The sequence below is a fragment of the Trinickia sp. genome (assembly GCF_035492435.1).
GTDB lineage: Bacteria > Pseudomonadota > Gammaproteobacteria > Burkholderiales > Burkholderiaceae > Trinickia.
The window spans coordinates 18,887-43,916 of the sequence record NZ_DATJJF010000103.1 but is presented as its reverse complement, the minus strand read 5'-3'; the positions used below and the strand labels follow the sequence as shown (position 1 = coordinate 43,916).

The 25,030-nt window shown below is 62.0% G+C and carries 23 protein-coding genes and 1 pseudogene; 15 read left to right on the top strand and 9 right to left on the bottom strand.

The window, feature by feature from the left end; all coding sequences use genetic code 11:
• The first annotated feature begins 19 nt into the window (after window positions 1-19).
• From VL598_RS07730 to VL598_RS07720, 3 genes are all read left to right on the top strand, one after another.
• Entirely contained in the window at window positions 20-577 is a 558-nt protein-coding gene (locus VL598_RS07730) for an META domain-containing protein (RefSeq protein ID WP_325326112.1), read from the top strand.
• Between the two features lie 162 nt (window positions 578-739).
• Complete coding sequence (locus tag VL598_RS07725) at window positions 740-4,600, top strand: FtsK/SpoIIIE family DNA translocase (protein ID WP_325326111.1); 3,861 nt, start codon at window positions 740-742, stop codon at window positions 4,598-4,600.
• Window positions 4,601-5,197: 597 nt separating this feature from the next.
• Complete coding sequence (locus tag VL598_RS07720) at window positions 5,198-5,356, top strand: DUF3096 domain-containing protein (RefSeq protein WP_325326110.1); 159 nt, start codon at window positions 5,198-5,200, stop codon at window positions 5,354-5,356.
• An 18-nt stretch (window positions 5,357-5,374) separates the two neighbouring features.
• On the opposite strand, the gene VL598_RS07715 is transcribed toward VL598_RS07720, so the two are convergent.
• Window positions 5,375-5,620: a hypothetical protein gene (locus tag VL598_RS07715; RefSeq protein ID WP_325326109.1), complete on the bottom strand. Its 246-nt coding sequence runs from the start codon at window positions 5,618-5,620 to the stop codon at window positions 5,375-5,377.
• 156 nt (window positions 5,621-5,776) lie between these two features.
• Between VL598_RS07715 and VL598_RS07710 the strand changes: the two genes are divergently transcribed.
• Both VL598_RS07710 and VL598_RS07705 read left to right on the top strand, forming a co-directional pair.
• Window positions 5,777-7,630 (top strand): glycoside hydrolase family 15 protein, encoded by a 1,854-nt coding sequence (locus VL598_RS07710; protein WP_325326108.1) that lies wholly within the window; start codon window positions 5,777-5,779, stop codon window positions 7,628-7,630.
• A 304-nt stretch (window positions 7,631-7,934) separates the two neighbouring features.
• Window positions 7,935-9,212 (top strand): polyhydroxyalkanoate depolymerase, encoded by a 1,278-nt coding sequence (locus VL598_RS07705; protein ID WP_325326107.1) that lies wholly within the window; start codon window positions 7,935-7,937, stop codon window positions 9,210-9,212.
• Between the two features lie 187 nt (window positions 9,213-9,399).
• On the opposite strand, the gene VL598_RS07700 is transcribed toward VL598_RS07705, so the two are convergent.
• Complete coding sequence (locus tag VL598_RS07700; RefSeq protein WP_325326120.1) at window positions 9,400-10,032, bottom strand: TetR family transcriptional regulator; 633 nt, start codon at window positions 10,030-10,032, stop codon at window positions 9,400-9,402.
• A 335-nt stretch (window positions 10,033-10,367) separates the two neighbouring features.
• Between VL598_RS07700 and rsxB the strand changes: the two genes are divergently transcribed.
• The 3 genes from rsxB to VL598_RS07685 all read left to right on the top strand — a co-directional run bounded on the left by rsxB (window position 10,368) and on the right by VL598_RS07685 (window position 12,716).
• Window positions 10,368-11,354: an electron transport complex subunit RsxB gene (gene rsxB, locus VL598_RS07695; RefSeq protein WP_414718676.1), complete on the top strand. Its 987-nt coding sequence runs from the start codon at window positions 10,368-10,370 to the stop codon at window positions 11,352-11,354.
• 8 nt (window positions 11,355-11,362) lie between these two features.
• Window positions 11,363-12,007: an endonuclease III gene (gene nth / locus VL598_RS07690; RefSeq protein ID WP_325326106.1), complete on the top strand. Its 645-nt coding sequence runs from the start codon at window positions 11,363-11,365 to the stop codon at window positions 12,005-12,007.
• A 274-nt stretch (window positions 12,008-12,281) separates the two neighbouring features.
• Window positions 12,282-12,716 (top strand): DUF1841 family protein, encoded by a 435-nt coding sequence (locus VL598_RS07685; RefSeq protein WP_325326105.1) that lies wholly within the window; start codon window positions 12,282-12,284, stop codon window positions 12,714-12,716.
• A 271-nt stretch (window positions 12,717-12,987) separates the two neighbouring features.
• On the opposite strand, the gene VL598_RS07680 is transcribed toward VL598_RS07685, so the two are convergent.
• On the bottom strand, window positions 12,988-13,773 hold the full coding sequence (locus VL598_RS07680; RefSeq protein WP_325326104.1) for a nitroreductase family protein: 786 nt from the start codon (window positions 13,771-13,773) through the stop codon (window positions 12,988-12,990).
• 130 nt (window positions 13,774-13,903) lie between these two features.
• Window positions 13,904-14,419 carry a GNAT family N-acetyltransferase gene (locus VL598_RS07675; protein WP_325326103.1) on the bottom strand — a complete coding sequence of 172 codons (516 nt, stop codon included), beginning with the start codon at window positions 14,417-14,419 and terminating at the stop codon, window positions 13,904-13,906.
• A gap of 52 nt (window positions 14,420-14,471) precedes the next feature.
• Between VL598_RS07675 and VL598_RS07670 the strand changes: the two are divergent.
• A pseudogene (locus tag VL598_RS07670) lies at window positions 14,472-14,585 on the top strand (N-acetyltransferase); the annotation flags it as partial.
• A 15-nt stretch (window positions 14,586-14,600) separates the two neighbouring features.
• Here the strand turns inward: VL598_RS07670 and VL598_RS07665 are convergent.
• Both VL598_RS07665 and VL598_RS07660 read right to left on the bottom strand, forming a co-directional pair.
• Complete coding sequence (locus VL598_RS07665) at window positions 14,601-14,987, bottom strand: c-type cytochrome (RefSeq protein ID WP_414718675.1); 387 nt, start codon at window positions 14,985-14,987, stop codon at window positions 14,601-14,603.
• A gap of 52 nt (window positions 14,988-15,039) precedes the next feature.
• The gene (locus VL598_RS07660) at window positions 15,040-15,408 is read right to left on the bottom strand and encodes a cytochrome c (protein WP_325326102.1); all 369 of its coding nucleotides are present in this window, start codon (window positions 15,406-15,408) and stop codon (window positions 15,040-15,042) included.
• A 355-nt stretch (window positions 15,409-15,763) separates the two neighbouring features.
• On the opposite strand from VL598_RS07660, the gene VL598_RS07655 reads away from it, so the two are divergent.
• The 5 genes from VL598_RS07655 (at window position 15,764) to VL598_RS07635 (ending at window position 20,078) form a co-directional block, all read left to right on the top strand.
• Entirely contained in the window at window positions 15,764-16,606 is an 843-nt protein-coding gene (locus VL598_RS07655) for a MoxR family ATPase (protein WP_325326101.1), read from the top strand.
• A 33-nt stretch (window positions 16,607-16,639) separates the two neighbouring features.
• A complete protein-coding gene (locus VL598_RS07650) occupies window positions 16,640-17,233 on the top strand; it encodes a GNAT family protein (RefSeq protein ID WP_325326100.1) in 594 nt (197 codons plus the stop codon).
• A 61-nt stretch (window positions 17,234-17,294) separates the two neighbouring features.
• Window positions 17,295-18,470 carry a VWA domain-containing protein gene (locus VL598_RS07645; RefSeq protein ID WP_325326099.1) on the top strand — a complete coding sequence of 392 codons (1,176 nt, stop codon included), beginning with the start codon at window positions 17,295-17,297 and terminating at the stop codon, window positions 18,468-18,470.
• A 208-nt stretch (window positions 18,471-18,678) separates the two neighbouring features.
• Window positions 18,679-19,632 carry a transaldolase gene (gene tal / locus VL598_RS07640; protein WP_325326098.1) on the top strand — a complete coding sequence of 318 codons (954 nt, stop codon included), beginning with the start codon at window positions 18,679-18,681 and terminating at the stop codon, window positions 19,630-19,632.
• 23 nt (window positions 19,633-19,655) lie between these two features.
• Complete coding sequence (locus VL598_RS07635; RefSeq protein ID WP_325326097.1) at window positions 19,656-20,078, top strand: VOC family protein; 423 nt, start codon at window positions 19,656-19,658, stop codon at window positions 20,076-20,078.
• 51 nt (window positions 20,079-20,129) lie between these two features.
• On the opposite strand, the gene VL598_RS07630 is transcribed toward VL598_RS07635, so the two are convergent.
• The 3 genes from VL598_RS07630 to VL598_RS07620 are packed head-to-tail and all read right to left on the bottom strand — an operon-like array spanning window position 20,130 to window position 23,084.
• Window positions 20,130-21,245, bottom strand: coding sequence for an FUSC family protein (locus tag VL598_RS07630; protein ID WP_325326096.1), 1,116 nt, complete (start codon window positions 21,243-21,245; stop codon window positions 20,130-20,132).
• A gap of 46 nt (window positions 21,246-21,291) precedes the next feature.
• Window positions 21,292-22,839 (bottom strand): monocarboxylate uptake permease MctP, encoded by a 1,548-nt coding sequence (gene mctP, locus VL598_RS07625; RefSeq protein WP_325326095.1) that lies wholly within the window; start codon window positions 22,837-22,839, stop codon window positions 21,292-21,294.
• A complete protein-coding gene (locus VL598_RS07620) occupies window positions 22,836-23,084 on the bottom strand; it encodes a DUF3311 domain-containing protein (RefSeq protein ID WP_325326094.1) in 249 nt (82 codons plus the stop codon). The genes mctP and VL598_RS07620 overlap by 4 nt, the downstream gene beginning before the upstream one ends.
• Before the next feature lie 385 nt (window positions 23,085-23,469).
• Here VL598_RS07620 and VL598_RS07615 point away from each other — a divergent pair, with 385 nt between their 5' ends.
• Window positions 23,470-25,017, top strand: a complete 1,548-nt coding sequence (locus VL598_RS07615) for a methyl-accepting chemotaxis protein (protein ID WP_325326093.1) — start codon at window positions 23,470-23,472, stop codon at window positions 25,015-25,017.
• The last annotated feature ends 13 nt before the right edge of the window (window positions 25,018-25,030 follow it).

The window sequence follows — 25,030 nt, the reverse complement described above, 5'->3', positions numbered from 1 at the left end:
TTGACGAAGGAACGAGCTCATGTCGAAACAGTTCAGCGCGCCGCGGCGTGCGGCTTTGCACACCCGTTCGGCCCGCTGCGCGGTCGCGCTGGGTGCAGCCGCGCTCGTCGCCGCGTGCGCGATCCCGACCCACCCCGACACGTCCGCGCCGCCGAGCAATCCGTTCAACCCCGCCGCGCCGCAGTTGCTCGATGACACAGCGTGGACGCTCACCAGCTGGCAAACCTCCGGCGGGACTTCGCGCGCGCTCCCCGCAGCAGACGGCGCGAAGCGCGACGAAGCCGGCGGTGTGCCCACGCTTGTTTTCTCGACCGCGACAGGCCAACGTCTCGCAAGCGGGGTTGCGGGCTGCAACCGGTTCAGCGGGCCTTATTCGCTCAAGGCCGGTAAGCTCGCGTTCGGACCGCTCGCGGCCACGGGCCTGCCTTGCCCCGGCGCAGAAGGCGAGCTCGAGCGCGCGTACCTCGACGCGCTCGCTCATGTCAACAAAACGGGCGTGCAATGGAGCCCACGCCAGCAGCTCGAACTTGTCACCGAAGACGGTACGACGCTGCGCTTCGTCTCCGCAGGCCGTTGAAGGCGATGCGTCACGCATCGTCCAGGCAGGGTTGCGCTGTTGATGGTCTAGCCGGACAAGCTATGCCGTTACGACAACCCTGCGTCGCCCTAACGGGTACACTCGCCGCGTCGTTTCACCCGCGCCCCTCCTCCTGTTTGTCGCTCTAGTCCTAGTTCTAGCATGCATACGGTCGTTTCCGGCTGGTTCGGCGTCTCCGCCGTCTGGTTCGTTCCTCTTGCGTGGCGCCTCGCAAAAGCCGCCCTGCCCAGCGGCTCTGGCTTGCGCGGGCCCGGCACGATCCGCCTTTGGCTCGGCTTCGTTTGCGTGCTCGCGGCCAGTTGCACACTTGAGGCCGTGCTGGCGCCGTCTTCCGGCAACGCGCTCGGCCATACCTTCATAGGGGGCGCAAGCCATACCCTTAGTGCACCCGGTCGAATGGCTGTTTCGGTTGCCGCACTCCTGATCCTGCTTGCGGGCCTTCCATGGTTGCTCGGCTTCGATTGGCAAGACGCGCTCGCCGCAGCGGACCGCGCATTCGGGCTCGGCCTCGGGATACCGCGTGCCGCGGGGGGCGCGAACCGGCAAGAAAGCCCGGCGCGCACGGTCGCCGTCGATGACGATGCGCGAGCGCGAACGTCCGCCTTGGGCTCGGTGCACGTGACGACAACCCATACGGCCGTGACAGTCAATACGATGGCGCCGAAATCCGGCGGTCGCTATGAACGGCCGCCTGTCTGGCGCCCCCCTTCCATCACCCGACGCGCGCCCGACGCGAAGGCGCTCGGTAATGCCCACGACGCGGCTGGCACGCCGCCCGCCGTCCCATGCGAAATCGAGCCGCAGTGGCCCGCTGCGGCCACGCCCGTCGCGGTGCAGACACGCACCGCACGGCCCCTGCCCGTCGAGCCGCAGTCGCCCGCCGCGGGCATGCCCGCCGTTGCGCAGACACGCGCCGCACGGCCGTTGCCCACCTTCACGCCGACTGTCGGCACGGGCATGGCGAAACGCGCGCCGGCGCTCGAGGCCGGACCGGTGGCGGCACTCAAAGCATCGAGTACCGGGATGGCAAGACCCACGCCGACGGTCAATACCGTGGCGAACAAGCCCACGCCGCTACGCACACGCGCAAGTTGGCGTGCGAGCGTCTCACCGAGCAGGCCGACGTCGACGAAGAACCAAGCCTGGCAGCCGTCACCCCTCCCCCCCCAGCCCCTGCCCAAGCGGCCGGTCGCCGAGGTGCAAGCGCAGGCAGCGGCACCTGCCAGCGCGAACGTCGTGCCATCGCCGCATATGCTGGCAACGTTGCGGGCCATTGACGCGAACACGGCAAAGTGGGCAACGCTCGCCGGTATCGACCTCGATCGGCGAGGCGTCGTGCCGGCCCAGGACACGCCGGGCATAGCAGCGCACGTCGGAGCGGGCGAGCCGTACGCGGAGCAGGTCGAGCAGGCATCGACAGACTCGTCTTCGTCGAATCCGGTCGTCAGGCAAGAAGCCACTGCGCCGGCCCAAACGGCTTCGGATGCGCTCCCGAGCGCCGCGAACGCCCCTCGGACCGATGTCGATGTCGATGTCGATGTCGATGTCGATGTCGATGCCGATGCCGATGCCGATGCCGATGCCGATGCTGCTACGGCATCGGCCACCGCCGAAATGTCGAGCGGACACGCCGTGCTGCCGCACAACGTGAAAGACGAAACGCAACCTGACGCTGACGCGCCGGACAGCCTATCGTCCGCCGAGCAGCAGCCCACGGCGGCACCGTTAGCTTTCGCGCCCACGCAGCCGCAGGACGACTCAGAGCCAGCTCAGCCCATCGCACGGCTGGAATCGCTCAACGGCGTTCAGCCCACAACGCATTGGACGGAGTCCGCCCCGCGAACGGAGCGACCGGAGCTGACCGAGTGCACGGCGCCCACTGATGCAAGCGAGCTCGCCGGCGCCACTGAGCTTGCCGATTCGATAGCGTTGACGAACAACCCCGGACCTACCCATCGGACGGATGACTCGCAAGACGAGGACGCCCTGCTCCAGACGGCCGCCAACGAACCGGAGGCCGTTGAAGCATCGCCAGCTGATGTAATGGACGCCACCGACAGAAGCGCGTTCACTTTCCATGAGCCCCTCCCTTCTACGACGGAGTCCGCCTACCCGGCACACTCCCCAGATGGGTTCGAGCCCGCCCAACCCAACACGCCTGCGCCGTGGACAGAGTCCGCTGCCCAACCGGCACCTATCGCCGAGCAAGCTGCTCTGCCGTCGAGCGCAGACATTCCGCCAGCAACCGAAAATCATCGCAGCGATACAGCGCTCGCCGAGCTAGCGCCAACGCAAATTCCATCGCCCGTCGCCGCCCCACTTGCCGTTGCTCCCATGCCCACAACGACAGCCGGCCCAACAGCTGTCGATGCGGCTGTCGATGCGACCGACGCATCGGCGGGCGCCAGCGAGCCCGTGCCGGCCGACGAGTTCGTCACCGCGGATGCCTACCCCGCGCGGCCCGCAATACGCGGCCATGCCGCGACCGAGTTTGCCTTTCACGCGCCGGCTGCTGCTGCCGTCGAGCTGCCGTCGTTGGACCTGCTCGAGCCAGCCTCACCGGACGCCGCCCCGATCCCGGCCGAGCAGCTCGCACAAACGGGCCAGTTGATTGAGCAGCGCTTGCAGGAATTCAAGGTGCCCGTGACGGTGGTGGGCGCATCGGCCGGCCCGGTCATCACGCGCTTCGAGGTCGATCCCGCGCTTGGCGTGCGGGGCAGCCAGATCGTCGGGCTGATGAAGGATTTGTCGCGCGGTCTCGGCCTCACGTCGATTCGCGTTGTCGAGACGATTCCAGGCAAAACCTGCATGGGGCTCGAGCTGCCGAACGCGAAGCGCCAGACGATTCGCCTGTCTGAAATCCTCGAGGCCGACGCCTACCGCACTTGCGCGTCGAAGCTGACCATTGCGATGGGAAAAGACATCACAGGCCAGCCCGTCGTCACCGATCTGGCGAAGGCCCCGCACATGCTCGTCGCCGGCACCACCGGGTCGGGCAAATCGGTGGCCATCAACGCGATGATCGTCTCGTTGCTCTACAAGGCGGCGCCCGAGGATGTGCGCCTCATCATGATCGACCCGAAGATGCTCGAGCTGTCGGTGTACGAGGGCATCCCGCATCTGCTCGCGCCCGTCGTCACCGACATGAAGCTTGCCGCCAACGCGCTGAACTGGTGTGTCGGCGAGATGGAAAAGCGTTATCGGCTGATGTCGGCCGTCGGCGTTCGCAATCTCGCGGGCTTCAACCAGAAAGTGCGCGACGCCGAGGCTGCGGAAAAGAAGCTGACAAACCCGTTCTCACTGACGCCAGAAGCGCCTGAACCCCTCTCGTCGCTGCCGCTCATCGTCGTCGTTATCGACGAGCTCGCCGACTTGATGATGGTCGCGGGCAAGAAGATCGAAGAACTCATTGCCCGTCTCGCGCAAAAGGCACGCGCTGCCGGCATTCACCTGATCCTCGCGACACAGCGTCCCTCGGTGGACGTGATCACGGGGCTCATCAAGGCCAACATCCCGACACGCGTCGCGTTTCAGGTCTCCTCGAAGATCGATTCACGGACGATTCTCGATCAGATGGGCGCCGAGTCGCTGCTCGGCCAGGGCGACATGCTGTTCCTGCCGCCCGGCACAGGCTACCCGCAGCGCGTACACGGCGCATTCGTCGCTGACGAGGAGGTGCATCGCATCGTCGAGCATTTGAAGCAATTCGGCGAGCCGCAATACGAGGAAGGCATCCTTGACGGGCCCGCCACGGAGGGCGGCGTCGGCCAGGACCTATTCGGCGAATCGCCGGACGCCGAGGCCGATCCGCTCTACGACGAGGCCGTTGCCTTCGTCGTGCGCACGCGCCGCGCTTCGATCTCGGCCGTGCAGCGCCAGTTGCGCATCGGTTACAACCGCGCGGCGCGGCTCGTCGAGCAGATGGAAGCGGCTGGGCTCGTTTCGTCGATGAGCATCAACGGCAGCCGAGAAGTGCTGGCGCCACCAGGCCCCGAGCAATGAGCACCGATTGCGCCTCTACGTAAATCCTGCTCACGGATTGCAAGAAGTAGTCGTAGCGGTCGTGCGTTGCATCATCGGCCGGCTCGAAGGCCGACTCCAAGTGCCGGAGATTGCCTATCGGCATGGTCATTGCTGGACCCGGAGATGAGAAGCCGGCCGCGAGCTCACCCTGCGGTGCGGTCACAGCGGCGCGCGAGGCAAGCCGCATATTGATCATATTGCATCCCCTGCCGCCCCGCCCCCGTGAGGCGGTAGCTTCGGGCCTACGTGATTTGCTCTGACGCGTAGGCTCTCTTTGTATTCGAGCCCGTGAGTTGCGCTTCCTCGGCTAGCCTGGACATGCCGAAATGCGGATTTAGCACATGCGTGGTCGATCGCACATTGCGGAATTTCGCGACGTCGGCAAAGGCTCACCCAGCCGCGAGCAAGATCCCACCCGTTTCCAGCAAGTTTCCAAAACGAGCCTTCAGGCCGCGCTGCCAACCACCACCCGGCGCCCCGAAGGAAGTCCCCTTGGGGATCGGGAATTGGGGGACCGAGAGAACGGACCGTGTTGCAAACCGGGGTCAGCTTTACAACCAAGAAAAAGGAATCGCCATGAATATCTCGCTGAGCGTGGGGCCGCTCGCCGCATTGATCGCTGGCTTTTTGATCCTGGCCGTGCCGCGACTGCTGAACTACATCGTCGCGCTTTACCTCATCATCATCGGCATTCTCGGGCTGATCGGCACGAATTCCCCGCATCTGCGGCTTTGAACCGCTCAGTCGGCCAGCTCAGCCGTGCCTAAGCTGCTCCAGACGCAATTTGCCCTGCAACGAAAGCCCACCGACCGCATAATAGCCATCGCCGTCGCGGTGCCGCTTGAAGCACGCACGCTCGATCAGAAACGCGGCGGCTGTGTCCATACCGTTGCGCGAAAGGCCCAGCGCTTGCGGATCGAGGGCAAGCAAGGTGTCGTCGTCGAGCTTGCTTGCGGCGGCAAGGATGGTGATGCAATCGGTTTTCGACGGGTGCTGCATGGCGTTATCCTCATAGTGAATGAACGTCACAGAAGCATGGCTGGCCGAACACGGGCGGCTTGATGAGAACGTTACGCTCGCGTCGTTGTCACTCCCACAATATGGGAAGCACGGCCCGAATTTCCGAACTCGCATTTTAGCCAGCGACCTTCGAGCATGACAATCGAATCCGATTCAGCAGTCGATAACCAACCTGCCCGCATCGAAGACTACGCATTGGTCGGTGACGGACACACGGCGGCCCTCATTTCGCGCAACGGCTCGGTCGACTGGCTGTGCTGGCCACGCTTCGATTCCGGCGCCTGCTTCGCCGCATTGCTCGGCAAGCCGGAGAATGGCTGCTGGCGCCTTGCGCCCGTCACCGCGGCGCCGACCAAGACCACACGCCGGTATCGTGACGGCACCCTGATTCTCGAGACCGACTTCGAAACGCCGGAGGGCGCGGTCACGATCATCGATTTCATGCCGCCCGGCAACGGCTGGTCCGAGCTCGTGCGCATCGTCGTCGGGCGGCGTGGCACAGTGCCGATGCACATGGCGCTGACCCTACGCTTCGATTACGGCTTCTCAGTACCGTGGGTGACGCGGCTTGCCCATGGCAACGGCATCAAAGCCGTCGTCGGCCCCGATACAGTCGTGCTGCGTACAGATATCGAGCTACGCGGCGCGAACATGCACACCGAAGCCGATTTCGTCGTGTCTGAGGGGCAGCACGTGCCGTTTACGCTCGCCTATTCATCGTCGCATCAGCATCTGCCTCCCGCCGACGATCCCTTCTCGGCGCTCGCGCGCACACAGACGCACTGGCAGGAATGGTCAGCCCGCACCAAGATCAAGGTGGGGCGGTACGCGGCGCCGATCCACCGCTCGCTGATTACGCTGAAGGCGCTTGCCTACGCGCCGACGGGCGGCATCGTCGCCGCGCCCACCACGTCGCTTCCCGAGCTGATCGGCGGCACGCGCAATTGGGATTACCGCTACTGCTGGCTGCGCGATGCGACGATTACGCTACTTGCACTGATGCGATGCGGCTACTACGAAGAGGCCAGCGCCTGGCGCGAGTGGCTCGGACGCGTGCTCGCGGGCGCGCCCTCGCAAGTGCAGATCATGTACGGGCTCGCCGGCGAGCGGCGTCTGCCCGAAATGGAGCTCGACTGGCTGCCCGGCTATCAGGGCTCGAAGCCCGTGCGCATTGGCAATAATGCCGTGGGCCAACTCCAACTGGACGTGTATGGCGAAGTGATGAACGCGCTCCATCTTGCACGCGTCGGCGGGCTAGATGCCGACGAAGCCGGCTGGTCCGGGCAGTCCGCGATGCTCAGGCACCTCGAGACAATCTGGCGGGAGCCCGATGAGGGCATCTGGGAAGTGCGCAGCGGACGCCGCCAGTTCACGTTCTCGAAAGTCATGGCCTGGGTCGCGTTCGATCGGGCAGTGCGCTCAGCGGAATCGTTCCAGTTGCCCGGTCCCGTCGATCATTGGCGCGAGTTGTGCGCCGAAATCCATGCCGACGTCTGCCAGCACGGCTGGAACCCCCAAGTCGGCGCCTTCACCCAGACCTACGGCAGCGACGACCTCGACGCGAGCTTGCTCCTCATGCCGCTGCTCGGCTTCTTGCCGCCGAGCGACCCGCGCGTTGCGTCGACCGTGCAAGCGATCGAACGCCACCTTATGCGCGACGGGCTCGTGCTGCGCTATCACACGTCCGAAGTCGACGATGGGCTTCCGCCTGGCGAAGGGACATTCCTCGCCTGCAGTTTCTGGCTAGTCGATAACCTTGCGTTGCAAGGCCGCTTGGAAGAAGCGCACGCCATGTATGAGCGCTTGATCGGACTCGCCAATGACGTCGGGCTCCTGTCAGAGGAATACGACCCGCGCGCGAAGCGCTTTACCGGCAACTTTCCCCAGGGGTTTTCGCACGTTTCACTGGTCAATACCGGGCTCAACCTGATGCGCCGCGAGCAGGCGATGACGCACGCGACAGGCCATCCGGAAGCAACGCCGGCGTGATCGGGTCACGGCGGGTGTTGTGTGCAGTGCAGCACTAATTGGGACGAAGGGCATCCAATTACATTGAGAAGTATCGCATTGACGAACTGATGGACATTACGGCACGTTTTGCGCTTCCGGACGCGACTCACAGTCGTGATCCCAAACCCGGAAAATTTTTCTGATCGCCCCCCAGTTTTGCTGCGTTGCAACCAGGCATGTTTGTCCCTTATCATCGAACGAGTGGCTTATTTCGGAAAGCAATTTCCGCGATGCTGCACGCTCCGTTTCACTGCTTCGCCCCCACCAGCGGGAGCCCACGACCATGCTTTATCAGCTCTATGAATTTCAGCGTGCCCTGTTAAACCCGCTGACGGCCTGGGCTCAGGCTGCATCGAAATCGTTCGCCAACCCGGCGAGTCCGCTTGCTTACGTGCCGGCAGCGTCGCGTTTCTCCGCCGGCTATGAATTGTTGTACCGGCTGGGCAAGGAGTACGAAAAGCCCGAATTCAACATCCACCAGATCGTCAAGGACGGCTTCAATATTCCGATCGTCGAGCAAACGATCATCGAAAAGCCGTTTTGCAGACTACTGCGCTTCAAGCGCTTTGCCGACGACAGCGAAGCCGTCGCTCAACTGAAGGACGAGCCGGTCGTGCTCGTCGTCGCACCGCTTTCGGGCCACCACTCGACGTTGCTTCGCGATACGGTGCGCACGCTATTGCAGGACCACAAGGTCTACATCACCGACTGGATCGACGCACGCATGGTCCCGGTGGACAACGGTCCCTTCCACCTCGACGACTACGTTGCCTACGTTCAAGAGTTCATCCGTCACATTGGCGCGAAAAATCTGCATGTGCTCGGCGTCTGTCAACCGACCGTGCCCGTGCTGGCGGCCGTCTCGCTGATGGCGAGCCGGGGCGAAGACACACCGCGGACGATGACGATGATGGGCGGCCCAGTCGATGCGCGCTGCAGCCCGACTTCAGTGAACAACCTCGCGATGCAGCACTCCTATGAGTGGTTCGAGAACAACGTCATTCACACCGTGCCGTCGAACTATCCGGGCGTCGGCCGACACGTCTATCCGGGCTTTTTGCAACATGCGGGTTTTGTCGCGATGAACCCCGAACGGCATGCGGCATCGCATTGGGATTTCTACCAGAGCCTGATGCGAGGCGACGAGGAAGACGCCGAAGCGCATCGGCGCTTTTACGACGAGTACAACGCCGTGCTCGACATGGCCGCCGAGTACTACCTCGACACGATTCGCATCGTGTTCCAGGATTTTCGACTGGCAGAAGGAACGTGGGAAATCAACGGTGAACGGGTGCGGCCCCAGGACATCAAGGACACGGCGCTGCTCACTATCGAGGGCGAACTCGACGACATTTCAGGCTGCGGCCAGACGCGCGCGGCTCATCGTCTTTGTGAAGGTCTTCCAGCGCAGAAGAAGCGGCACTTCACGGCCGAAAAGTGCGGCCATTACGGCATTTTCTCGGGGCGGCGCTGGCGCACGATCATCTATCCGCAGGTGCGCGACTTCATTCTCGAACACAATCAGCAAACGAACGTCGAGCCGCAATCGGTTGAGGCATGAGATGCAACGCGCGGCACTCCGCGTGTCGCATCGTTCGGGCTCCCCGGGGTACGTCAAACGGCGAACGGGGTAGCATCGAAGCGGCCCCTAACTATCTCGGGGATACGCATCTCGCATACCATGCTCGAATACGCGTCTCGGATTGACATCTCAGAGTCGCGCCTCGCATCGGCACCCGCTACTTCAACTACCGCTGCATCAGATACGCCAACAACAGTTCGGTATTCATGCGAACCAGGTCGCTGCGCTCAGCGGACGCACTGAAGTCACGGCCCAGCGTTGCCTGTAGCGTAAAGCGGTTCGAGACCATGTAATACCCGAGCCCCGATAGCGTCACATAGAAACGCAAAGGGTCCACGTTCGCGCGGAATAGACCGGCCTTTTGGCCGCGCTCGAGGATTGACGAAAGCGTTGCGACAATCGGTGAAATCATGTCGCGGATATGCGTGGCCTTCTGCATATAGCGCGCTTCGTGCAAGTTCTCGTTATTGAGAAGCCGCAGCAGATCCGGGTGATCGCGGTAGTAGTCCCACACGAAATGGGCCAGTTGCGTGATCGCCTCGACGGGTGCCAGGCCCGAGAGATCGAGCGCCTTTTCGGCTTCGGTGAGCGCGCTGATCGCGTGCTCGAGCACCGCGGTGAAAAGTTGCTCCTTGCTGCCAAAGTAGTAGTAAAGCATTCGCTCGTTGGTCTCGGCGCGGCGCGCGATCTGATCGACGCGCGCCCCGGACAGGCCACCATTCGCGAATTCTTCGGCAGCCGCCAGCAGAATGCGTCGGCGAGTGCCTTCAGGGTCCCTTTTTAGCTTGAGCTGATTCATAGTGGCGTGATGCGTGTTGAGCCGCGTTGTCCCCATCACGTCGCCGGCCCCTCCTTGAACCTACGCCGGTGCGTGCAATGGGCGCGCCATTATTTATGGGAAATACCCTTGCATAGAAGCGGTCAAGCGAAAAGCGGTTCGATTATGCGCACATGGCTTGCCGATGGCAATCCGGGAAATCGGCGATAATGTGATCTTTGCATGCATGTCCGTTTGCAGGCCAAACGCACGAGGCGCGCCCCACGGCAAGACGGCTCTGGCCGCAGGCTGGTTTTGAGCGCGCCGCAGTGATTGCGGTGGCGCGCGCTGCGGGCTGTGCCCTCACCTCATCGAATGTGACTGACGGAAAGACCCTCGCGGATCGCATCGAAGATCTGCTGCCGCAAACCCAATGCACGAAGTGCGGCTATGCCGGTTGCCGGCCCTATGCTGAAGCCGTCGCGAGCGGCGCGGCCGGCTATAACCAGTGTCCGCCGGGCGGCACCGAAGGCATCGCACGGCTGGCTGCGCTGCTCGGCAAGCCCGTGATACCGCTCAACCCCGACAACGGCGTGGAGCGCCCGCGCCCGCTCGCCGTCATTGACGAATCGCTTTGCATCGGCTGCACGCTTTGCATGCAAGCGTGTCCTGTCGATGCGATCGTCGGTGCGCCCAAGTTGATGCATACGGTGCTCGCCGAACGGTGCACAGGCTGCGACCTGTGCGTCGCACCCTGCCCCGTCGACTGCATCGCCATGGTACCCGTGACGGGCGACGCCACGGGCTGGCAGGCATGGAGCGATGTGCAGGCAGCCGCAGCACGCGCGCATCACGATCGGCACAACGTTCGTCTCTCCCGTGAGCGCGAAGCCGCGCAAGCGCGGGCGGCCGCGCGACGTGCAGCGGCAACGCCCGTTGATCAACCTGCCTCCCAGCCTACCGCCGAGGACGGCGCAGCAGCCAAAAAGCGAGCCATTATCGAAGCCGCGCTCGAACGTGCACGGCAAAAGAAGGCAGCGTTGGCTGCGCAAGGCGTAACGCCCAAAAACGTCACTGACGTGAGCCCGGCGGTACAGGCGCAAATCGACGCCGCGCTCGCCCGCCGCCGTCAGCTTGGCCTTGAAGCACAGGACGAGGGTGCCGAAGCGGAACGCTTATCGCAGCCCACAGCGTCCTTTGAGACCGGGCATCAGGCGCAGTTGCCTCAAACAACGCAGGGAGAGCAGCCGCAGCAGTCCGAGCGCGCCGAGGCTGAGGGGGCCGGCTCGCCGGTACGCTCCGGCCGCAACGGCCAATCGGAAATGCGCACGCCTGAGGCCGCGCCTCCCATCGATGAACGCTGAACGAGCGCATGAACGCCGTCAAACGCCGCGCAATCTACGAGACGCTGCAAAGCCTCAACCCGCACCCGACCACTGAACTCGAATACGCGACACCATTTGAGCTGCTGATCGCGGTCATGTTGTCGGCGCAGGCGACAGACGTCTCGGTCAACAAGGCGACGCGCAAAATGTTTCCGGTCGCGCGCACGCCCCAGGCGATGCTCGAGCTTGGTGAAGCAGGTGTCGCCGACTACATCAAGACGATCGGCCTCTTTCGCACCAAGGCCAAGAACGTCATCGCCACCTGCCGCATCCTGCTGGATCGCCACGGCGGCGAGGTGCCGGCCGATCGCGAAGCGCTCGAGAGCCTGCCTGGCGTCGGCCGCAAGACCGCGAACGTGGTGCTCAACACAGCATTCGGGCAGCCGACGATTGCCGTCGACACGCATATTTTCCGAGTCGCGAACCGTACCGGCCTCGCGCCGGGCAAGGACGTGCGCGCTGTCGAGACAGCGCTCGAAAAGTTCACGCCGCCCGAGTTCCGGCACGACGCCCACCATTGGCTGATCCTGCACGGACGCTATGTCTGCAAGGCGCGCCGGCCCGAATGCTGGCACTGTGTGATCGAACCGCTTTGCGAGTACAGGCCGAAAACACCGCCGCCGGAGCTGTAGGCGCAAAGAGCCCCGGCCCCGTTGATCCGCCCCACGGCGCCGGGGCATCGCAGCCGTTGCCTGCGGCGCGGGTGCGAGCATCTACGATACCGGCTCACCACGGGCACTACAGCGGTTAGGCGCCACGCTCCCCCGCCGCTTTCGACAGCACGCCGGCCGATAGCCGCTCATCGTAGTCATCGTAGAATAGACAAGTTGCACGCGGCGTCACAGCGGCGCGGTCCTTCCGCGCTATCCGCCGAGGTGCGAAACTTCAAGCTAATTTAGGCAAACGATGTTCGATCCCAGCCGCGAAGAAGTCCGACGCTTTTTCACTGAGACGTGGCGCAAGCAGCGCACCGGCGGGATTCTGACACCGCTCGAAGCAATGGCGGCCGAGTGGATCGTCGAGCATCCCGAGTACCAGACCGAGTTGTCCGATGAGCAAGCAGCATCGCACGCCGAGTACCTGCCCGAAGCGGGACGCACCAACCCGTTTCTGCATCTGTCGATGCACCTTGCGATCAGCGAGCAGTTATCGATTGACCAGCCGCCCGGCATTCGTGCCGCCCATGAGCGTCTCGCCGCGCGCCTCGGCTCGATGCATGATGCGCAGCACGTCATCATGGAATGCCTCGGTGAGACGCTCTGGGAAGCGCAGCGCAATAACACGCCGCCCGATACTGAGGCTTATCTGGCTCGCATCGAGCGACGGGCTTCGCGGGATTGAAAGGCTCCCCTAGGTGTCGAGAAGCACTCTTCGATCGAAGTGCATGCGAGAAAGCGCCGTCTTCGGGCTCACCGTAGCCGTGCCGGGCTGTCTCGCGTCGCTGAACTGCCCAATTCCGACATACGCACTCGAGCGAGACTAGGGCAAAGGACTGAATCCGACCCCACAACTGCCCTTCTGCGGTCACTCCCGCGGCCAAAACAATCTCGCCCACTCCGGGTGTTGCATTCACGCGCCTGAAAACTCTGCATTGCAGCTAGGCGAGCTCCAGTCAGTCCTGCAGAAACCCTTTCGCCTCAAGCAGTTGTTTGAGTTTTTTCGAATCTTTGCGAAAGGTATCCCGATCGTATTTGATCTTGCATGTGTACGCCTGAGCGACATTCTCTATCCCATGCTCGGCCAAGCGAGCAAGCGTGGCAGGGTTAGAAGTCCAACGCTCCCAGGCAATGCGCTCACGCTCGGCATAGATCGCGTCGATACTCTCGCCATCAGGATGGCGATAACGCTCGTCATGAAGAAACGCAGTCAACGGGAGGCGATCACGTTTTTCCGGGGTTTCATCAGGATATCCAACGACGATTGTCGTAACAGGCACACAAGTCTCAGGTAACTCCAGGAACGCGGCGATTTCCGTCATCGAATGCAACGTCGATCCCATATAACAGATACCCAAGCCCCTCGCCTGAAAGCCGAGGCACACGTTCTGGGCAACAATCATGGCGTCGAATGCAGCCACATGATATCCGATCAAGTTATCGAAGTTATCCCGAGCAGAACGACGTGCCAGCCAAGCTCGAGTGCGATGGAAATCCGCACAAAACGTAAGTAGAAGCGGTGCCGACAGAATCATGTCTTGTTTGAAATGCAATTCATGCAGACGCTTACGCCGATCTTCATCACGCGTTATCACGATGGAAACGCTATTCATATTCCCGGACGAAGATGCTCCAGCTATGGCTTCGTCGCATACTTTTTCAATTAAAGTCGAATCGATCGGTTTTGTTGCGAACTTGCGAATAGAGCGGTGGCTTTTAAACAAGCTCGAAAGATCTGTCATCACTTTCATCCTGTGGAATCTCGGGGACTACTAAAATCTGGTAACGGGCTGCCTGCTTTCGCACAGTACTTGCCGACCCGCCTCCATTCGGCGAATACCTGAATCAGCTTTTCGGTTTCGCCGGGATCAGTCATCGGATCAGTATTTGATAAATGACGGACTTGTATTTTGTTGTCTCGCGTTGCTCCGCGACGACACCACCGAGAGATTCGGCAATACGTCGGCTCGGGTAGTTCTCTTCGGCAACGGGATATGTGAAACGCTCGATGTGCATCTCACGGCTTGCCCATCCCGCCACCAGACTGACCGCTTCACGCCCAATCCCTTCTCGGTGGCAATCTTCGCGAATCCAGATGCCCAACTCCGCACTTGCGTCCCGGACGTGATGGAGTCCGGCCAATCCAAGGAATCTCCCGCTATCACGTTGGCGGACCGCGAATACCAAGTCCGTCCCTTCGGCTATGGCGGGCAACCAGGCCTGCCAGATGCGATCGAAGCCCTCTCTGTCCGTTGGCGGCTCCCACGCCATCCATCGGGTAAGCGAAAGGGTGATGCATGGAAATGTTTCATCGGCGTCACCGGCAGAGAAAGGCCTAATCGAAAGCCGACGTGATTCGATATGAATTTCATCCGGGCGCAGCGGCATTCTCCAATCCTCACGTGTTTCCCAGTGTCGTTGGAATTGAGGCGGATATTGACCCCGCAGTGAAGCCTCGGCGCGTCTTCTCGAAGGGCTCGGATTTTCATGCGAAGGGCTGCTTCGTGAGCGCTGGATAGTCGGCGACGAGGTGTCGGATAGCGCACTCTACGGACAGCCGTGCCGCAAACTACTTCTTCTGCACGAGATCGCCCGTCAACGTCTCCACATACGCCGCGATATCCTTCATGTCGCTTTGCGAGAGCGACCCCACCTGCGCCTGCATGATCGGGTTGCTACGCCCCAGGTTCGGGTTGTTGGTGCCCATCTGGTACTGACGCAGCGCCCAATAAATGTAGCTCGCGTGCTGCCCAGCGAGCTTCGGGTACTCCGAGCTCACCGGATTGTTGAGCTTCACGCCGTGGCACGCCGCGCAATTGTGGCTTTCAACGAGTGCTTTGCCGTTTGCCGCGTCGGCCGCCACAGCCGAATTCGAGGCCAGCAACACGGCGCCGAACGCGATGGCTGCCCCCGCAGCCTTGACGACCATCCCGAATCCCTGGTCAGGCTTGTTCATGAATTCTCCTGTCCCGCGAAGTTAGAGAGCTGAAGGCGGCACGCGAATGCGTTCACCTTTCGGGATTGACGGGCGATGAAGGCGTCTGCGTCGCGTAATAGGCCGCGATGTCCGCAATGTCCTGGTCCGACAGCGACGACGCAATCGCATGCATCGTGTCGAAGTGGCGGTCGCCCTTCTTGTAGCCCTGCAATGCATTCACGAGATACTGGGCGTTCTGCCCACCGAGCTTCGGCACCTCGTACACCTCGGGATACGCCGTCCGATAGTCGGGAATGCCATGACAGCCGATACACATCGCGACTTTGTTCTGACCCGCCTTGGCACTGCCGATGACATCGGCCGCCCGCGCGCTCAGCACAAACCCTGACATCACCACCACCGCTGCGGTCACGACACGTTTGCCGACGAAAGAGTTCATATCCTGTAACCTGGCTGAGGGGGAAAAGAAGCTCACTGCACCGGCGCCGGCATGGATCTGCGCATCGTCACGACGCCATCCGGCTTATCGCCTGCTTGCTCGTCGCCGACTTTACGCCGGCTTGTCGTTATCGGATCGGGCTCGAGAAAGGTCCAAAAAATCGCGGCAATTGTACCGCGACGTTCTGTCGCGGTCCACAAGGGGACGCCCGCCCTTGCGCCAGCGCCCCCACCTGCCCGCCCTCCCCACCGCGCCTCGCGCGTTCTCTCGAGCCACACTACGCAAGCGCGTCATCATGCCGCAGCGCTTCATGCCTTCGACTTATACTCGAGTTTTATCGAGAGAGCATGCCGCCATGCGATTCGAAGGCTCGTCGCACTACGTCACCACCGACGATCTGAAGCTTGCCGTCAACGCCGCGATGACGCTCAAGCGCCCCCTACTCATCAAAGGCGAGCCAGGCACGGGCAAGACCATGCTCGCGGAGGAGGTAGCCGCGTCCCTCGGCATGCCGCTCTTTCAGTGGCATATCAAATCGACCACAAAGGCGCAGCAAGGGCTTTACGAGTACGACGCCGTTTCGCGCTTGCGCGACTCGCAGCTCGGCGACGCTCGGGTGCAGGACATCGCCAACTACATCGTCAAGGGCGTGCTCTGGCAAGCCTTCGAATCCGATGTGCCGGCGGTGCTGCTCATCGACGAAATCGACAAAGCCGACATCGAATTCCCGAACGACTTGTTGCGCGAGCTCGATCGCATGGAGTTTCATGTCTACGAGACGCGCGAGGTCGTGCGCGCGAAGCACCGTCCGCTTGTCGTCATCACATCAAACAACGAGAAGGAGCTGCCCGACGCCTTCTTGCGCCGGTGCTTCTTCCACTACATCCAGTTTCCCGACCCCGCGACGATGCAGCAAATCGTCGACGTCCACTTCCCGAACATCCGCAAGGACTTGCTGCGCGCCGCACTCGAGAGCTTTTTTGAGCTGCGCCAAGTGTCCGGGCTGAAGAAAAAGCCATCGACGTCCGAGCTTCTCGACTGGCTCAAGCTACTGCTCGCCGAAGAGATTCCCCCTGAAGCCCTGCGCTCGTCCGAACACGAATCGCTCGTTCCGCCGCTTGCAGGCGCGCTGTTGAAAAACGAACAGGATCTACGCCTTTTCGAGCGGCTCATCGCCATGAATCGCCAGAGCCGCTAACGCTGTTTATAACAACATGAGGAGATCGGGAGCATGAGCCGCTGGATTGAACCGGTGACGTTGACGGGGAAACACGTTGTGTTGGAGCCGCTCGCCCTCGAGCACGATGCGGCGCTCGCGAAGGCTGCGGCCGACGGCGAACTCTGGAAGCTTTGGTACACGAGCGTGCCCGCGCCCGAGCAAACGCGCGCCTATGTCGAGACGGCGCTTGCGATGCGCGAAGACACCGGGGCGATGCCCTTTGTCGTGCGCGACGCGAAAAGCGGCGAAATCGTCGGCTGCACACGTTTTTTCAATGTCGAAGCTGCCCATCGGCGCCTCGAAATCGGCTACACGTGGTACGCCCAGCGCGTGCAGCGCACGGCGCTCAATACTGAGGCGAAGCTGCTGCTGCTCGGTCATGCGTTCGAAGCGCTGAAGGCGATCGCCGTCGAGTTCCGCACTCATTTCATGAATCACCCGTCGCGCGCCGCCATCGCCCGACTCGGCGCCAAACAAGACGGCATTCTGCGTAGTCACCAGATCGGGCGCGACGGGGCGGTGCGCGACACCGTCGTTTTCTCCATCATCGAGACCGAATGGCCGGCCGTGCGAGCCCATCTACGCTTCAAGCTCGAACGCAGTTGACACGCTACGGCACACCGCAAACGGTACACGAGACCGGCCACGACCGAGGGACGGGTGACACATGCTGATCGACTTTTTCTACACGCTGCGCGACGCGCGCCTGCCCGTCTCCGTCAAAGAATATTTGACGCTTGTCGAAGCGCTGCGCGAGCGCGTGATCGCGCCGTCGCTTGACGATTTCTACTATTTGGCCCGCTTGACGCTGATCAAGGACGAACGCCACTTCGACAAGTTCGATCAAGCCTTCGGCGCCTACTTCAGGGGAGTCGAGCAGCTCACCGAAAGTGCGTTCGATATCCCCCTTGAGTGGCTTAAAAAGCGCCTCGAACGGGACCTCACGCCCGAAGAAAAGGCGCAAATCGAGACGATGGGCGGACTCGACAAGCTGATGGAGCGCCTCAACGAACTCTTCCGTGAGCAAAAGGAACGTCACCAGGGCGGCAGCAAATGGATCGGCACGGGCGGCACTTCCCCGTTCGGCAACGGCGGCCATCACCCCGAGGGCGTGCGCATCGGCGGCGAGTCCGCGGGCAACCGCACCGCCGTCAAGGTCTGGGAGGCGCGCGGCTACCGCGACTACGACGATCAAGTCGAAATCGGCACGCGCAACATCAAGGTCGCGTTGCGGCGGCTGCGCCGCTTCGCGCGCGAAGGCGCGGCCGAAGAGCTGGACCTGCCCGACACGATTCGCAGCACTGCCGCCAATGCCGGCTGGCTCGATCTCAAGATGGTGCCGCAGCGCCACAATTCGGTGAAGGTGCTGATGCTGCTCGATGTCGGCGGCTCGATGGACGACCACATCCAGCGCACCGAGGAGCTCTTCTCCGCCGCCAAAGCCGAGTTCAAGCATCTCGAGTTCTACTACTTCCACAACTGCGTCTACGACTTTCTCTGGAAAAACAACCGCCGTCGCCATGTCGAACGCGTGCCGACGTGGGACATCATTCACAAGTTCACCTCCGACTACAAGCTCATCTTCGTCGGCGACGCCACCATGGGCCCGTACGAGGTGCTGCAGCCGGGCGGATCAGTCGAATACAACAACCGGGAAGCGGGTGCCGTCTGGCTGCGTCGCCTCGCCGATCAGTTCCCGCATCATGTCTGGCTCAACCCTGAGCCGCGAGGCATTTGGGAGTACCGTCAGTCGGTTGCGATCGTCCGCCAGTTGCTCGGCGACCGTATGCACCCGCTGACGCTCGCGGGTCTGGAAGCAGCGATGGGCCTGCTCAGCAAGTAGGCAGGTGCTGCCTAGCCCGCCGTTGATATCGGGGTGCCTGCCCCATCGTCAGCGCGAACCCGACATTCCCGAGTGGGAGCCGCACCATAGCTCCGAGCCGCAATAGAATAGTAAATGCCGGAGGCCGCGGTGCGGCAAGCGGCCTTCAATCGCCGTACGACCCTTACCGTTTTTCTGCCAAGGGCGCGAGCGCGCCCCAACTTCTGCCATGACAAACGCTCTCGACCAACTGAAGCAGTACACGATCGTCGTCGCGGACACAGGCGACTTTCAACAGCTTGCTCAATACAAGCCGCGCGATGCGACCACCAACCCGTCGCTGATCCTGAAAGCAGTGCAGAAGGACGCGTACAGGCCGTTACTCGAACAGACCGTGCGCGAGCACGCCGCCAAGCCGGCCGGCGCGATCATCGATCACCTGCTGATCGCATTCGGCTGCGAGATCCTTAAGATCATTCCGGGCCGCGTATCCACGGAAGTCGACGCACGCCTCTCCTTCGATACAAAGCGCTCGATCGATAAGGCACATGAACTGATCGGCCTGTATAAAGCAGCGGGCGTCGATCGCGAGCGCGTGCTGATCAAGCTCGCATCCACGTGGGAAGGCGTGCGGGCTGCCGAGGTGCTGCAAAAGGAAGGCGTCAACTGCAACATGACGCTGCTTTTTTCGCCGGTGCAAGCGGCCGCATGCGCCGAAGCCGGCGCCAAGCTGATCTCGCCGTTCGTCGGCCGCATCTACGATTGGTACAAGAAGCAAGCCGGCAGCGAATGGGATGAGGCGACGATGGGGGGCGCCAACGATCCCGGGGTTCAATCGGTGAGGCGCATCTATGCGTACTACAAAAAGTTTGGCTACCAAACCGAAGTGATGGGCGCGAGCTTTCGCACGACGAGCCAAATTCTGGAGCTGGCGGGTTGCGATCTGCTGACGATCAGCCCCGATCTGCTGCAAAAGCTGCAGGAGAGCGAGGAGGCGGTCCAACGCAAGCTTTCCGCGCAAGCGCTGGCGCAGGAGCCCATCGAGCGGCTTGCCATCGACGAGGCCGCGTTCCGTTACCAGCTCAACGACGATGCGATGGCAACCGAGAAACTTGCCGAAGGCATTCGTGCCTTCGCCGCCGATGCCGTAAAGCTGGAAAAGCTCATTGAATCATTGCGTTGATCCGTCCAACTGAGGAGATGACCATGATTGTGCAGCCGTACCTTTTTTTTGATGGCCGCTGCGAGGAAGCACTGGCCTTCTACAGGGAAAAGCTTGGCGCGCAGGTTCTGTTCCAGCTGAGAGCCAAAGACGCGCCCGGTGACCACGCGATCGAGGGCGAACACGGCGAGCGCATCATGCACGCGTCGTTCCGTATCGGCGAAACGACGCTAATGGCGAGCGACGGCAAGCCGGACGAGCCGCCGACCCCGCACTCGGGCTTCAGCTTGTCGGTTTCGGCCACCGATGCGGCCGAAGGCCAGCGGATGTTCGACGCACTCGCCACGGGTGGCGAGGTCAGCTTCCCATGGCAAAAGACCTTCTGGACGGAAGGCTTTGGCATGCTGACCGACCAGTTCGGCATTCCATGGATGGTGAACGTCGCCCACGAAGAATCCAAGGCCTGACTTGAAGAAGGGCCGTCCGACGCGAAGCGTGGCGGCCCTGCGTCCAGCGCCCTAAGGCTGCCGCACCGCCGGTGCCGCCCGGTGCTCGATGTTCCACTGCGCCTCAGTCTGCCCCAACAACGCACGCAGGCGCTCGACCTTTTCGGCGAAGCGCTGAGCAAGCCAGTCGGGCCCGCTGTGCGCGCTCGAATCCAGCGCGGCGCTTGTGGAGGCAGAGTCCGGCGTCTGCCGGCTGTCGACGGGCATCCAGTCACGGGCATGCACGCCAAATCGCAGCGCACGCGCCATCACAAGCAATGTCGCCCGAACCGCGTAGGCCTGCGAATTGCGCTTGCCCGTGCTGACGGTAAGGCTGGTACGGCCCGGTTCGGCGCTAGCCGCCATCGAGATCATCTCGAGCGCACTGATCAGCGAGCGGTGCAGCCGCTGGATCTCCTCGAGCTGCTTAAGCGGGATGTCAATCTCCTTTGCCACGGAAGGCATCAGCGAACGCAGCTTGACGAGCCGCTCCCCCAGCGCCGCAAAGGTCGCCAATTGCTCGTCCGGCTCCATCGGCACACCAGTTGCCGCTCGCATATAAACACGCGCGCACTCGCGCAGATTGCGCGCCAACAAGTACCGCCACGAATAAGTGGCGTAAAGCGGCAGCGCAAACGAAAAAGCAAGCGCAATGGCAATGCCGATGAGTACGTTGAGCACGCGCCAAAGGCCCGTGGCGATGGTGCTGTCGCCATGCCCTGCGACGATGCAGATCGTAATCGCCGTCAGTAATGCTACATAGCCAGGGCGGCCAATCGCGAAGTAACCGCATATGCCAGCAGCCACCGACATCAGCACATACGTGAGCGGCCGCGATCCGATCAGATCAAGCTGAATCAGCAGCAAGAGACCGATGATGGCCCCCAACGCCGTGCCGAGCGCACGTTCGGCGGCCCGCTTGCGAATGTTGCCGTGATGCTGCAGCCCGCCGATCACGATCAGTACCGTCACGGAGGCCCAGATGCCGTTTGGCACGTCGATGCCGGTGGTCACGAGAATCGACACGAGCATCGCAAGACCCACGCGCACGCCATGCAAGACCTTCGCGTATCGGTAACGGTAATAGGGAGAGGCGAGCGCACGCGTGGCACGCGCGGCAAGAATACGGATGGGTAAAAGCATGGCCATAACGATTGATTGTCGAGGAAAGCAACGCCGTCGTCGAGTTGATGCCTCAGTTCTCGATTGTGTCCAGATAGTCCTCTGGTCGCGTACGGTCCTCGGCGGCCGCCATGCCGGCCACGCGCACAAGCACGCTGACGACGATGGCCACGATGACGTTCACGGCCAGTGACCAAAGCGCCGCGTAGCCGGGAATGCCGTAACCGCCGAGATGCACCGTGTAGATCGAGCTTTTCAGGTTGAGCGAAGCTGCCATCCAGGTGCCCACTGCGATGCCGGTGGCCCAGCCCGATAACAGGCCTCGGTAGTCGAGGCGCGTATAAAGGCCGAGCACAAGGGCGGGCAGCGTCTGGATGATCCAGATGCCGCCAAGCAGTTGCAGTTCGATCGCGTAAGTGAGTGGCAGACCGATGATGAACGCAACCGCCCCCACCTTCACAAGCAGCGAGACGAGTTTCGCAACGTGTGTCTCCTGATCGTGTGTCATGTTGCGGTTCACGAACGCGCGGTGAATGTTGCGCGTATAGAGGTTGGCTGCCGCAATCGACATGATGGCCGCCGGCACGAGCGCGCCGATGGCGATGGCCGCAAACGCGACGCCGACGAACCAGGACGGGAAGAAGTGAAGGAACAGCGCGGGAACAGCGAAGTTGGCACCGTAGACCTTGAAGTATGGCGCGTACTGGGGCATATCCTTGACGCCAGCCGCAAGCGCCATGTAGCCGAGCAATGCAAGCACCCCGAGCACCAGCGAGTACGCGGGCAGCAATGCCATGTTGCGGCGAATGCTGCCACCGGACGATGAGGACAGCATCGCAGTGACGGAGTGCGGATAAAGAAAGAGAGCAAGCGCGGAGCCGACCGCGAGACTCGCATAGGCGCTATAGCCGTTCAGGCTCGCCGTGTCAGGCGCCTTCAACAGCAGCTTGTCGTGCGGCACATTGCCGAAGATATGGCCGAAGCCGCCTAGTTGGGCGGGAATCACAATGACCGCGGCGGCAATGGTGACGTAGATCAGCACGTCCTTGACGACAGCGATCATCGCCGGCGCTCGCAGCCCTGACGTATAGGTGTAGGCCGCGAGTATCGCGAACGCGATGATGAGCGGCAAGTCGCCGGCGAAGCCCGTCGTATTGAAGCCGAGGGCGCCGATGACAACTTCGATGCCGACGAGTTGCAACGCAATGTAAGGCAACGTTGCGACAATCCCCGTGACGGCCACGGCAAGCGCCAGCAACCTGCTGCCATGGCGGGCGGCCACGAAGTCGGCGGCGGTCACGTAGCCATGGCGCTTGGCAACGGCCCAAAGCTTCGGGAAGACGGCGAACGCAAACGGATAGATGAGGATCGTATAGGGAATCGCGAAGAAACCGGTGGCGCCGGCGGCGAACACGAGCGCGGGCACGGCAACAAAGGTGTAGGCGGTGTATAAGTCGCCGCCAAGCAGGAACCAGGTGACGATCGTGCCGAAGCGTCGTCCGCCGAGCCCCCACTCGTCGAGGTGAGCCAAATCGCCGCGCCGCCAGCGTGCCGCAAAGAAGCCGAGGATCGTGACGCCGACGAAAAAGAGCACAAAGACGGGGGTTGCGGCAGCGTTCATGGTTCGCCCCCCTCGCGTTGGCCTCTACCCCGCTTCGATATGTCCTTCGTTTTGAAATAGACGAGCGCGGTGATAGCCGCGCCGATGAGCACCCAAAGAAGCTGATACCAATAGAAAAACGGGAAGCCCCACAGTTGAGGGTCAACCCTGTTATAGGACGGCACCCAGATCATCGCGATCCAGGGGATGACGAGCAACCCAAGCCAACGTCTGGCGATTCGGTTCGCGTCGGCTTCGTAAGCCATGACGCCTCCTTCTCTTTTTGCTGTTGTCAGGTGACTGCCACCTATACCCCTGCCCCTGCCATTGCCCTTGTCCTTACCCTTGCTTCGAAAGCACTTCCCTTAAGCGGTGCGCAAGCGCCCTGAAAGCCTCGCAAGGTTAATGGAGTGCCGCGCGGCCGGTCAAGCCGGGCTGCGCCGGGACTTACGCGCGGCCGAAGCGTGTCGCACACAAGTGAAAAGACGTGTGTCAGCTGTCGTCCCACGCAAAAAGAAGTTCCACATCGATGCTTGGCTTCACACAATCTTCGCTTAAGCAGCATATAAACAGATGAATCAGCCCAAGGCGGTCTTTGCCGCGCCCTTGCGACACGTCTGCTAGCCGGCGCAATCTTTTAGTAGGTCTCCGATGCGCAAGCTCACCATCAAAGCTCGTCTTTTCATTTTGGCCTCGGCGGTCGCCGTCATCTCGCTCGGCGTCGGTGCGGTCGGTCTGGTTGGCGTGGTGAAATCGATCCAGGCACTCCAGCAGATGTTCGAAGGACGGGCGCAACCTCTTGAGGAGATATCGACGATCAACGAGTTGGTCACGGAGGCCACCTTTTCGGTGAGTGACGCCATCCTTGACCCGTCGGCTCAGAAGACGCAGCTCGTGGCATCGAGCACGCCCGATCGCATCGATCAAGTCGACGCGCTCATGAAGGAGTACCTTGCCAGCATCCATTCGGACGATGAGCGAAAGCGTGCATCCGAATTTGCGTCCAACTGGAATCAATTGCGTGACAAGGGCCTTCGACCCGCCGTCCAACTGCTCACCGCGAACAATCTCTCTGAAGCGCAGTGGGTAGAGACCCAAAGCATTGACCAGGTTTCCCAAACCGTAAAAGCACAAGGCGCTGAGCTCCGCAAAATGGAGCTCGTCGGCGCTCAGGGCGAATTTGAGCAGGCAAAGAGCCTTGGACACGTCGTCGAAATGCTCATGGTCATCTTCATCGTCGCCGGACTGCTGGTAGTTTCTGTCCTGTGCGCGTCGATGGCCAGAAGTCTTTTTCGAGAATTGGGCGGGGAGCCGAGCACGGCGGCCGACATTGCAAAGCGCATTGCTGGGGGCGATTTGTCCGTTGAGGTGTCGGTGAAGCCGGGGGATCAGCACAGCGTGCTTTTCGCCATGAAGGCAATGCGCGAGCGGCTCGCGCTGATGATTGGTGAAATCCGCCATTCAGCGGAAGGCATTGCCGAAGCTAGCGCAGACATCGCCTCGGGCAACAGCACCCTCGCCACCCGCACCGACGAGCATGCAGCGAGCATCCAGCAGACGTCTTCCAGCATGGAGGAGCTGGCATCGATGGTGAGGGCGAATGCTGAGCATGCCAATCAGGCCCGCGCACTTGCCGGCATCGCTTCCGAGAAAGCCGGTGACGGCGACCGCGCGGCAAAGGATGCCACTGAGCGAATGAGCGCACTGGCAGAACGCTCAGCGCGCGTCCATGACATTACATCGGTCATCGAAGGCATCGCGTTCCAGACGAACCTGCTTGCACTGAACGCCGCGGTGGAAGCTGCGCGTGCGGGCAGTGAGGGACGTGGCTTTGCGGTGGTGGCCCAGGAGGTCAGAGCCCTTGCGCAACGCAGCTCGAGCGCCGCAAAGGAAATTGGCGTGCTGATCAAGGAGATGACGGGCGAGGTAGACCGCAGCGGCGTTGCCGTGGGGGCTGCCGGGAAGACGATCGTCGACTTGCTGAGTGCTGTACGAGGCGTCGTCGATCTTGTCGAATCGATTGCCGATGCATCCAATGAGCAAAGCGCGGGCATTGACCAGGTCAACCTTGCGGTCGTTGTGATGGACCGGGTCACCCAACAGAATGCCGCCTTTGTTCAGGACGGGGCGCAGGCAGCAGGTGCCTTGAAGTCACAGGCCGCGGCGCTCCGGCAGGCTGTGCGTGCTTTCCAGCTTTAAACCGGATCGGCGC

What these genes read in the sequence shown, in the direction of transcription:
- VL598_RS07730 (WP_325326112.1), top strand. Translation starts at nt 20, where the DNA reads ATGTCGAAACAGTTCAGCGCGCCGCGGCGTGCGGCTTTGCACACCCGT.
- VL598_RS07725 (WP_325326111.1), top strand. Translation starts at nt 740, where the DNA reads ATGCATACGGTCGTTTCCGGCTGGTTCGGCGTCTCCGCCGTCTGGTTC.
- VL598_RS07720 (WP_325326110.1), top strand. Translation starts at nt 5,198, where the DNA reads ATGAATATCTCGCTGAGCGTGGGGCCGCTCGCCGCATTGATCGCTGGC.
- VL598_RS07715 (WP_325326109.1), bottom strand. Translation starts at nt 5,620, where the DNA reads ATGCAGCACCCGTCGAAAACCGATTGCATCACCATCCTTGCCGCCGCA.
- VL598_RS07710 (WP_325326108.1), top strand. Translation starts at nt 5,777, where the DNA reads ATGACAATCGAATCCGATTCAGCAGTCGATAACCAACCTGCCCGCATC.
- VL598_RS07705 (WP_325326107.1), top strand. Translation starts at nt 7,935, where the DNA reads ATGCTTTATCAGCTCTATGAATTTCAGCGTGCCCTGTTAAACCCGCTG.
- VL598_RS07700 (WP_325326120.1), bottom strand. Translation starts at nt 10,032, where the DNA reads ATGAATCAGCTCAAGCTAAAAAGGGACCCTGAAGGCACTCGCCGACGC.
- nth (WP_325326106.1), top strand. Translation starts at nt 11,363, where the DNA reads ATGAACGCCGTCAAACGCCGCGCAATCTACGAGACGCTGCAAAGCCTC.
- VL598_RS07685 (WP_325326105.1), top strand. Translation starts at nt 12,282, where the DNA reads ATGTTCGATCCCAGCCGCGAAGAAGTCCGACGCTTTTTCACTGAGACG.
- VL598_RS07680 (WP_325326104.1), bottom strand. Translation starts at nt 13,773, where the DNA reads ATGACAGATCTTTCGAGCTTGTTTAAAAGCCACCGCTCTATTCGCAAG.
- VL598_RS07675 (WP_325326103.1), bottom strand. Translation starts at nt 14,419, where the DNA reads ATGCCGCTGCGCCCGGATGAAATTCATATCGAATCACGTCGGCTTTCG.
- VL598_RS07665 (WP_414718675.1), bottom strand. Translation starts at nt 14,987, where the DNA reads ATGAACAAGCCTGACCAGGGATTCGGGATGGTCGTCAAGGCTGCGGGG.
- VL598_RS07660 (WP_325326102.1), bottom strand. Translation starts at nt 15,408, where the DNA reads ATGAACTCTTTCGTCGGCAAACGTGTCGTGACCGCAGCGGTGGTGGTG.
- VL598_RS07655 (WP_325326101.1), top strand. Translation starts at nt 15,764, where the DNA reads ATGCGATTCGAAGGCTCGTCGCACTACGTCACCACCGACGATCTGAAG.
- VL598_RS07650 (WP_325326100.1), top strand. Translation starts at nt 16,640, where the DNA reads ATGAGCCGCTGGATTGAACCGGTGACGTTGACGGGGAAACACGTTGTG.
- VL598_RS07645 (WP_325326099.1), top strand. Translation starts at nt 17,295, where the DNA reads ATGCTGATCGACTTTTTCTACACGCTGCGCGACGCGCGCCTGCCCGTC.
- tal (WP_325326098.1), top strand. Translation starts at nt 18,679, where the DNA reads ATGACAAACGCTCTCGACCAACTGAAGCAGTACACGATCGTCGTCGCG.
- VL598_RS07635 (WP_325326097.1), top strand. Translation starts at nt 19,656, where the DNA reads ATGATTGTGCAGCCGTACCTTTTTTTTGATGGCCGCTGCGAGGAAGCA.
- VL598_RS07630 (WP_325326096.1), bottom strand. Translation starts at nt 21,245, where the DNA reads ATGGCCATGCTTTTACCCATCCGTATTCTTGCCGCGCGTGCCACGCGT.
- mctP (WP_325326095.1), bottom strand. Translation starts at nt 22,839, where the DNA reads ATGAACGCTGCCGCAACCCCCGTCTTTGTGCTCTTTTTCGTCGGCGTC.
- VL598_RS07620 (WP_325326094.1), bottom strand. Translation starts at nt 23,084, where the DNA reads ATGGCTTACGAAGCCGACGCGAACCGAATCGCCAGACGTTGGCTTGGG.
- VL598_RS07615 (WP_325326093.1), top strand. Translation starts at nt 23,470, where the DNA reads ATGCGCAAGCTCACCATCAAAGCTCGTCTTTTCATTTTGGCCTCGGCG.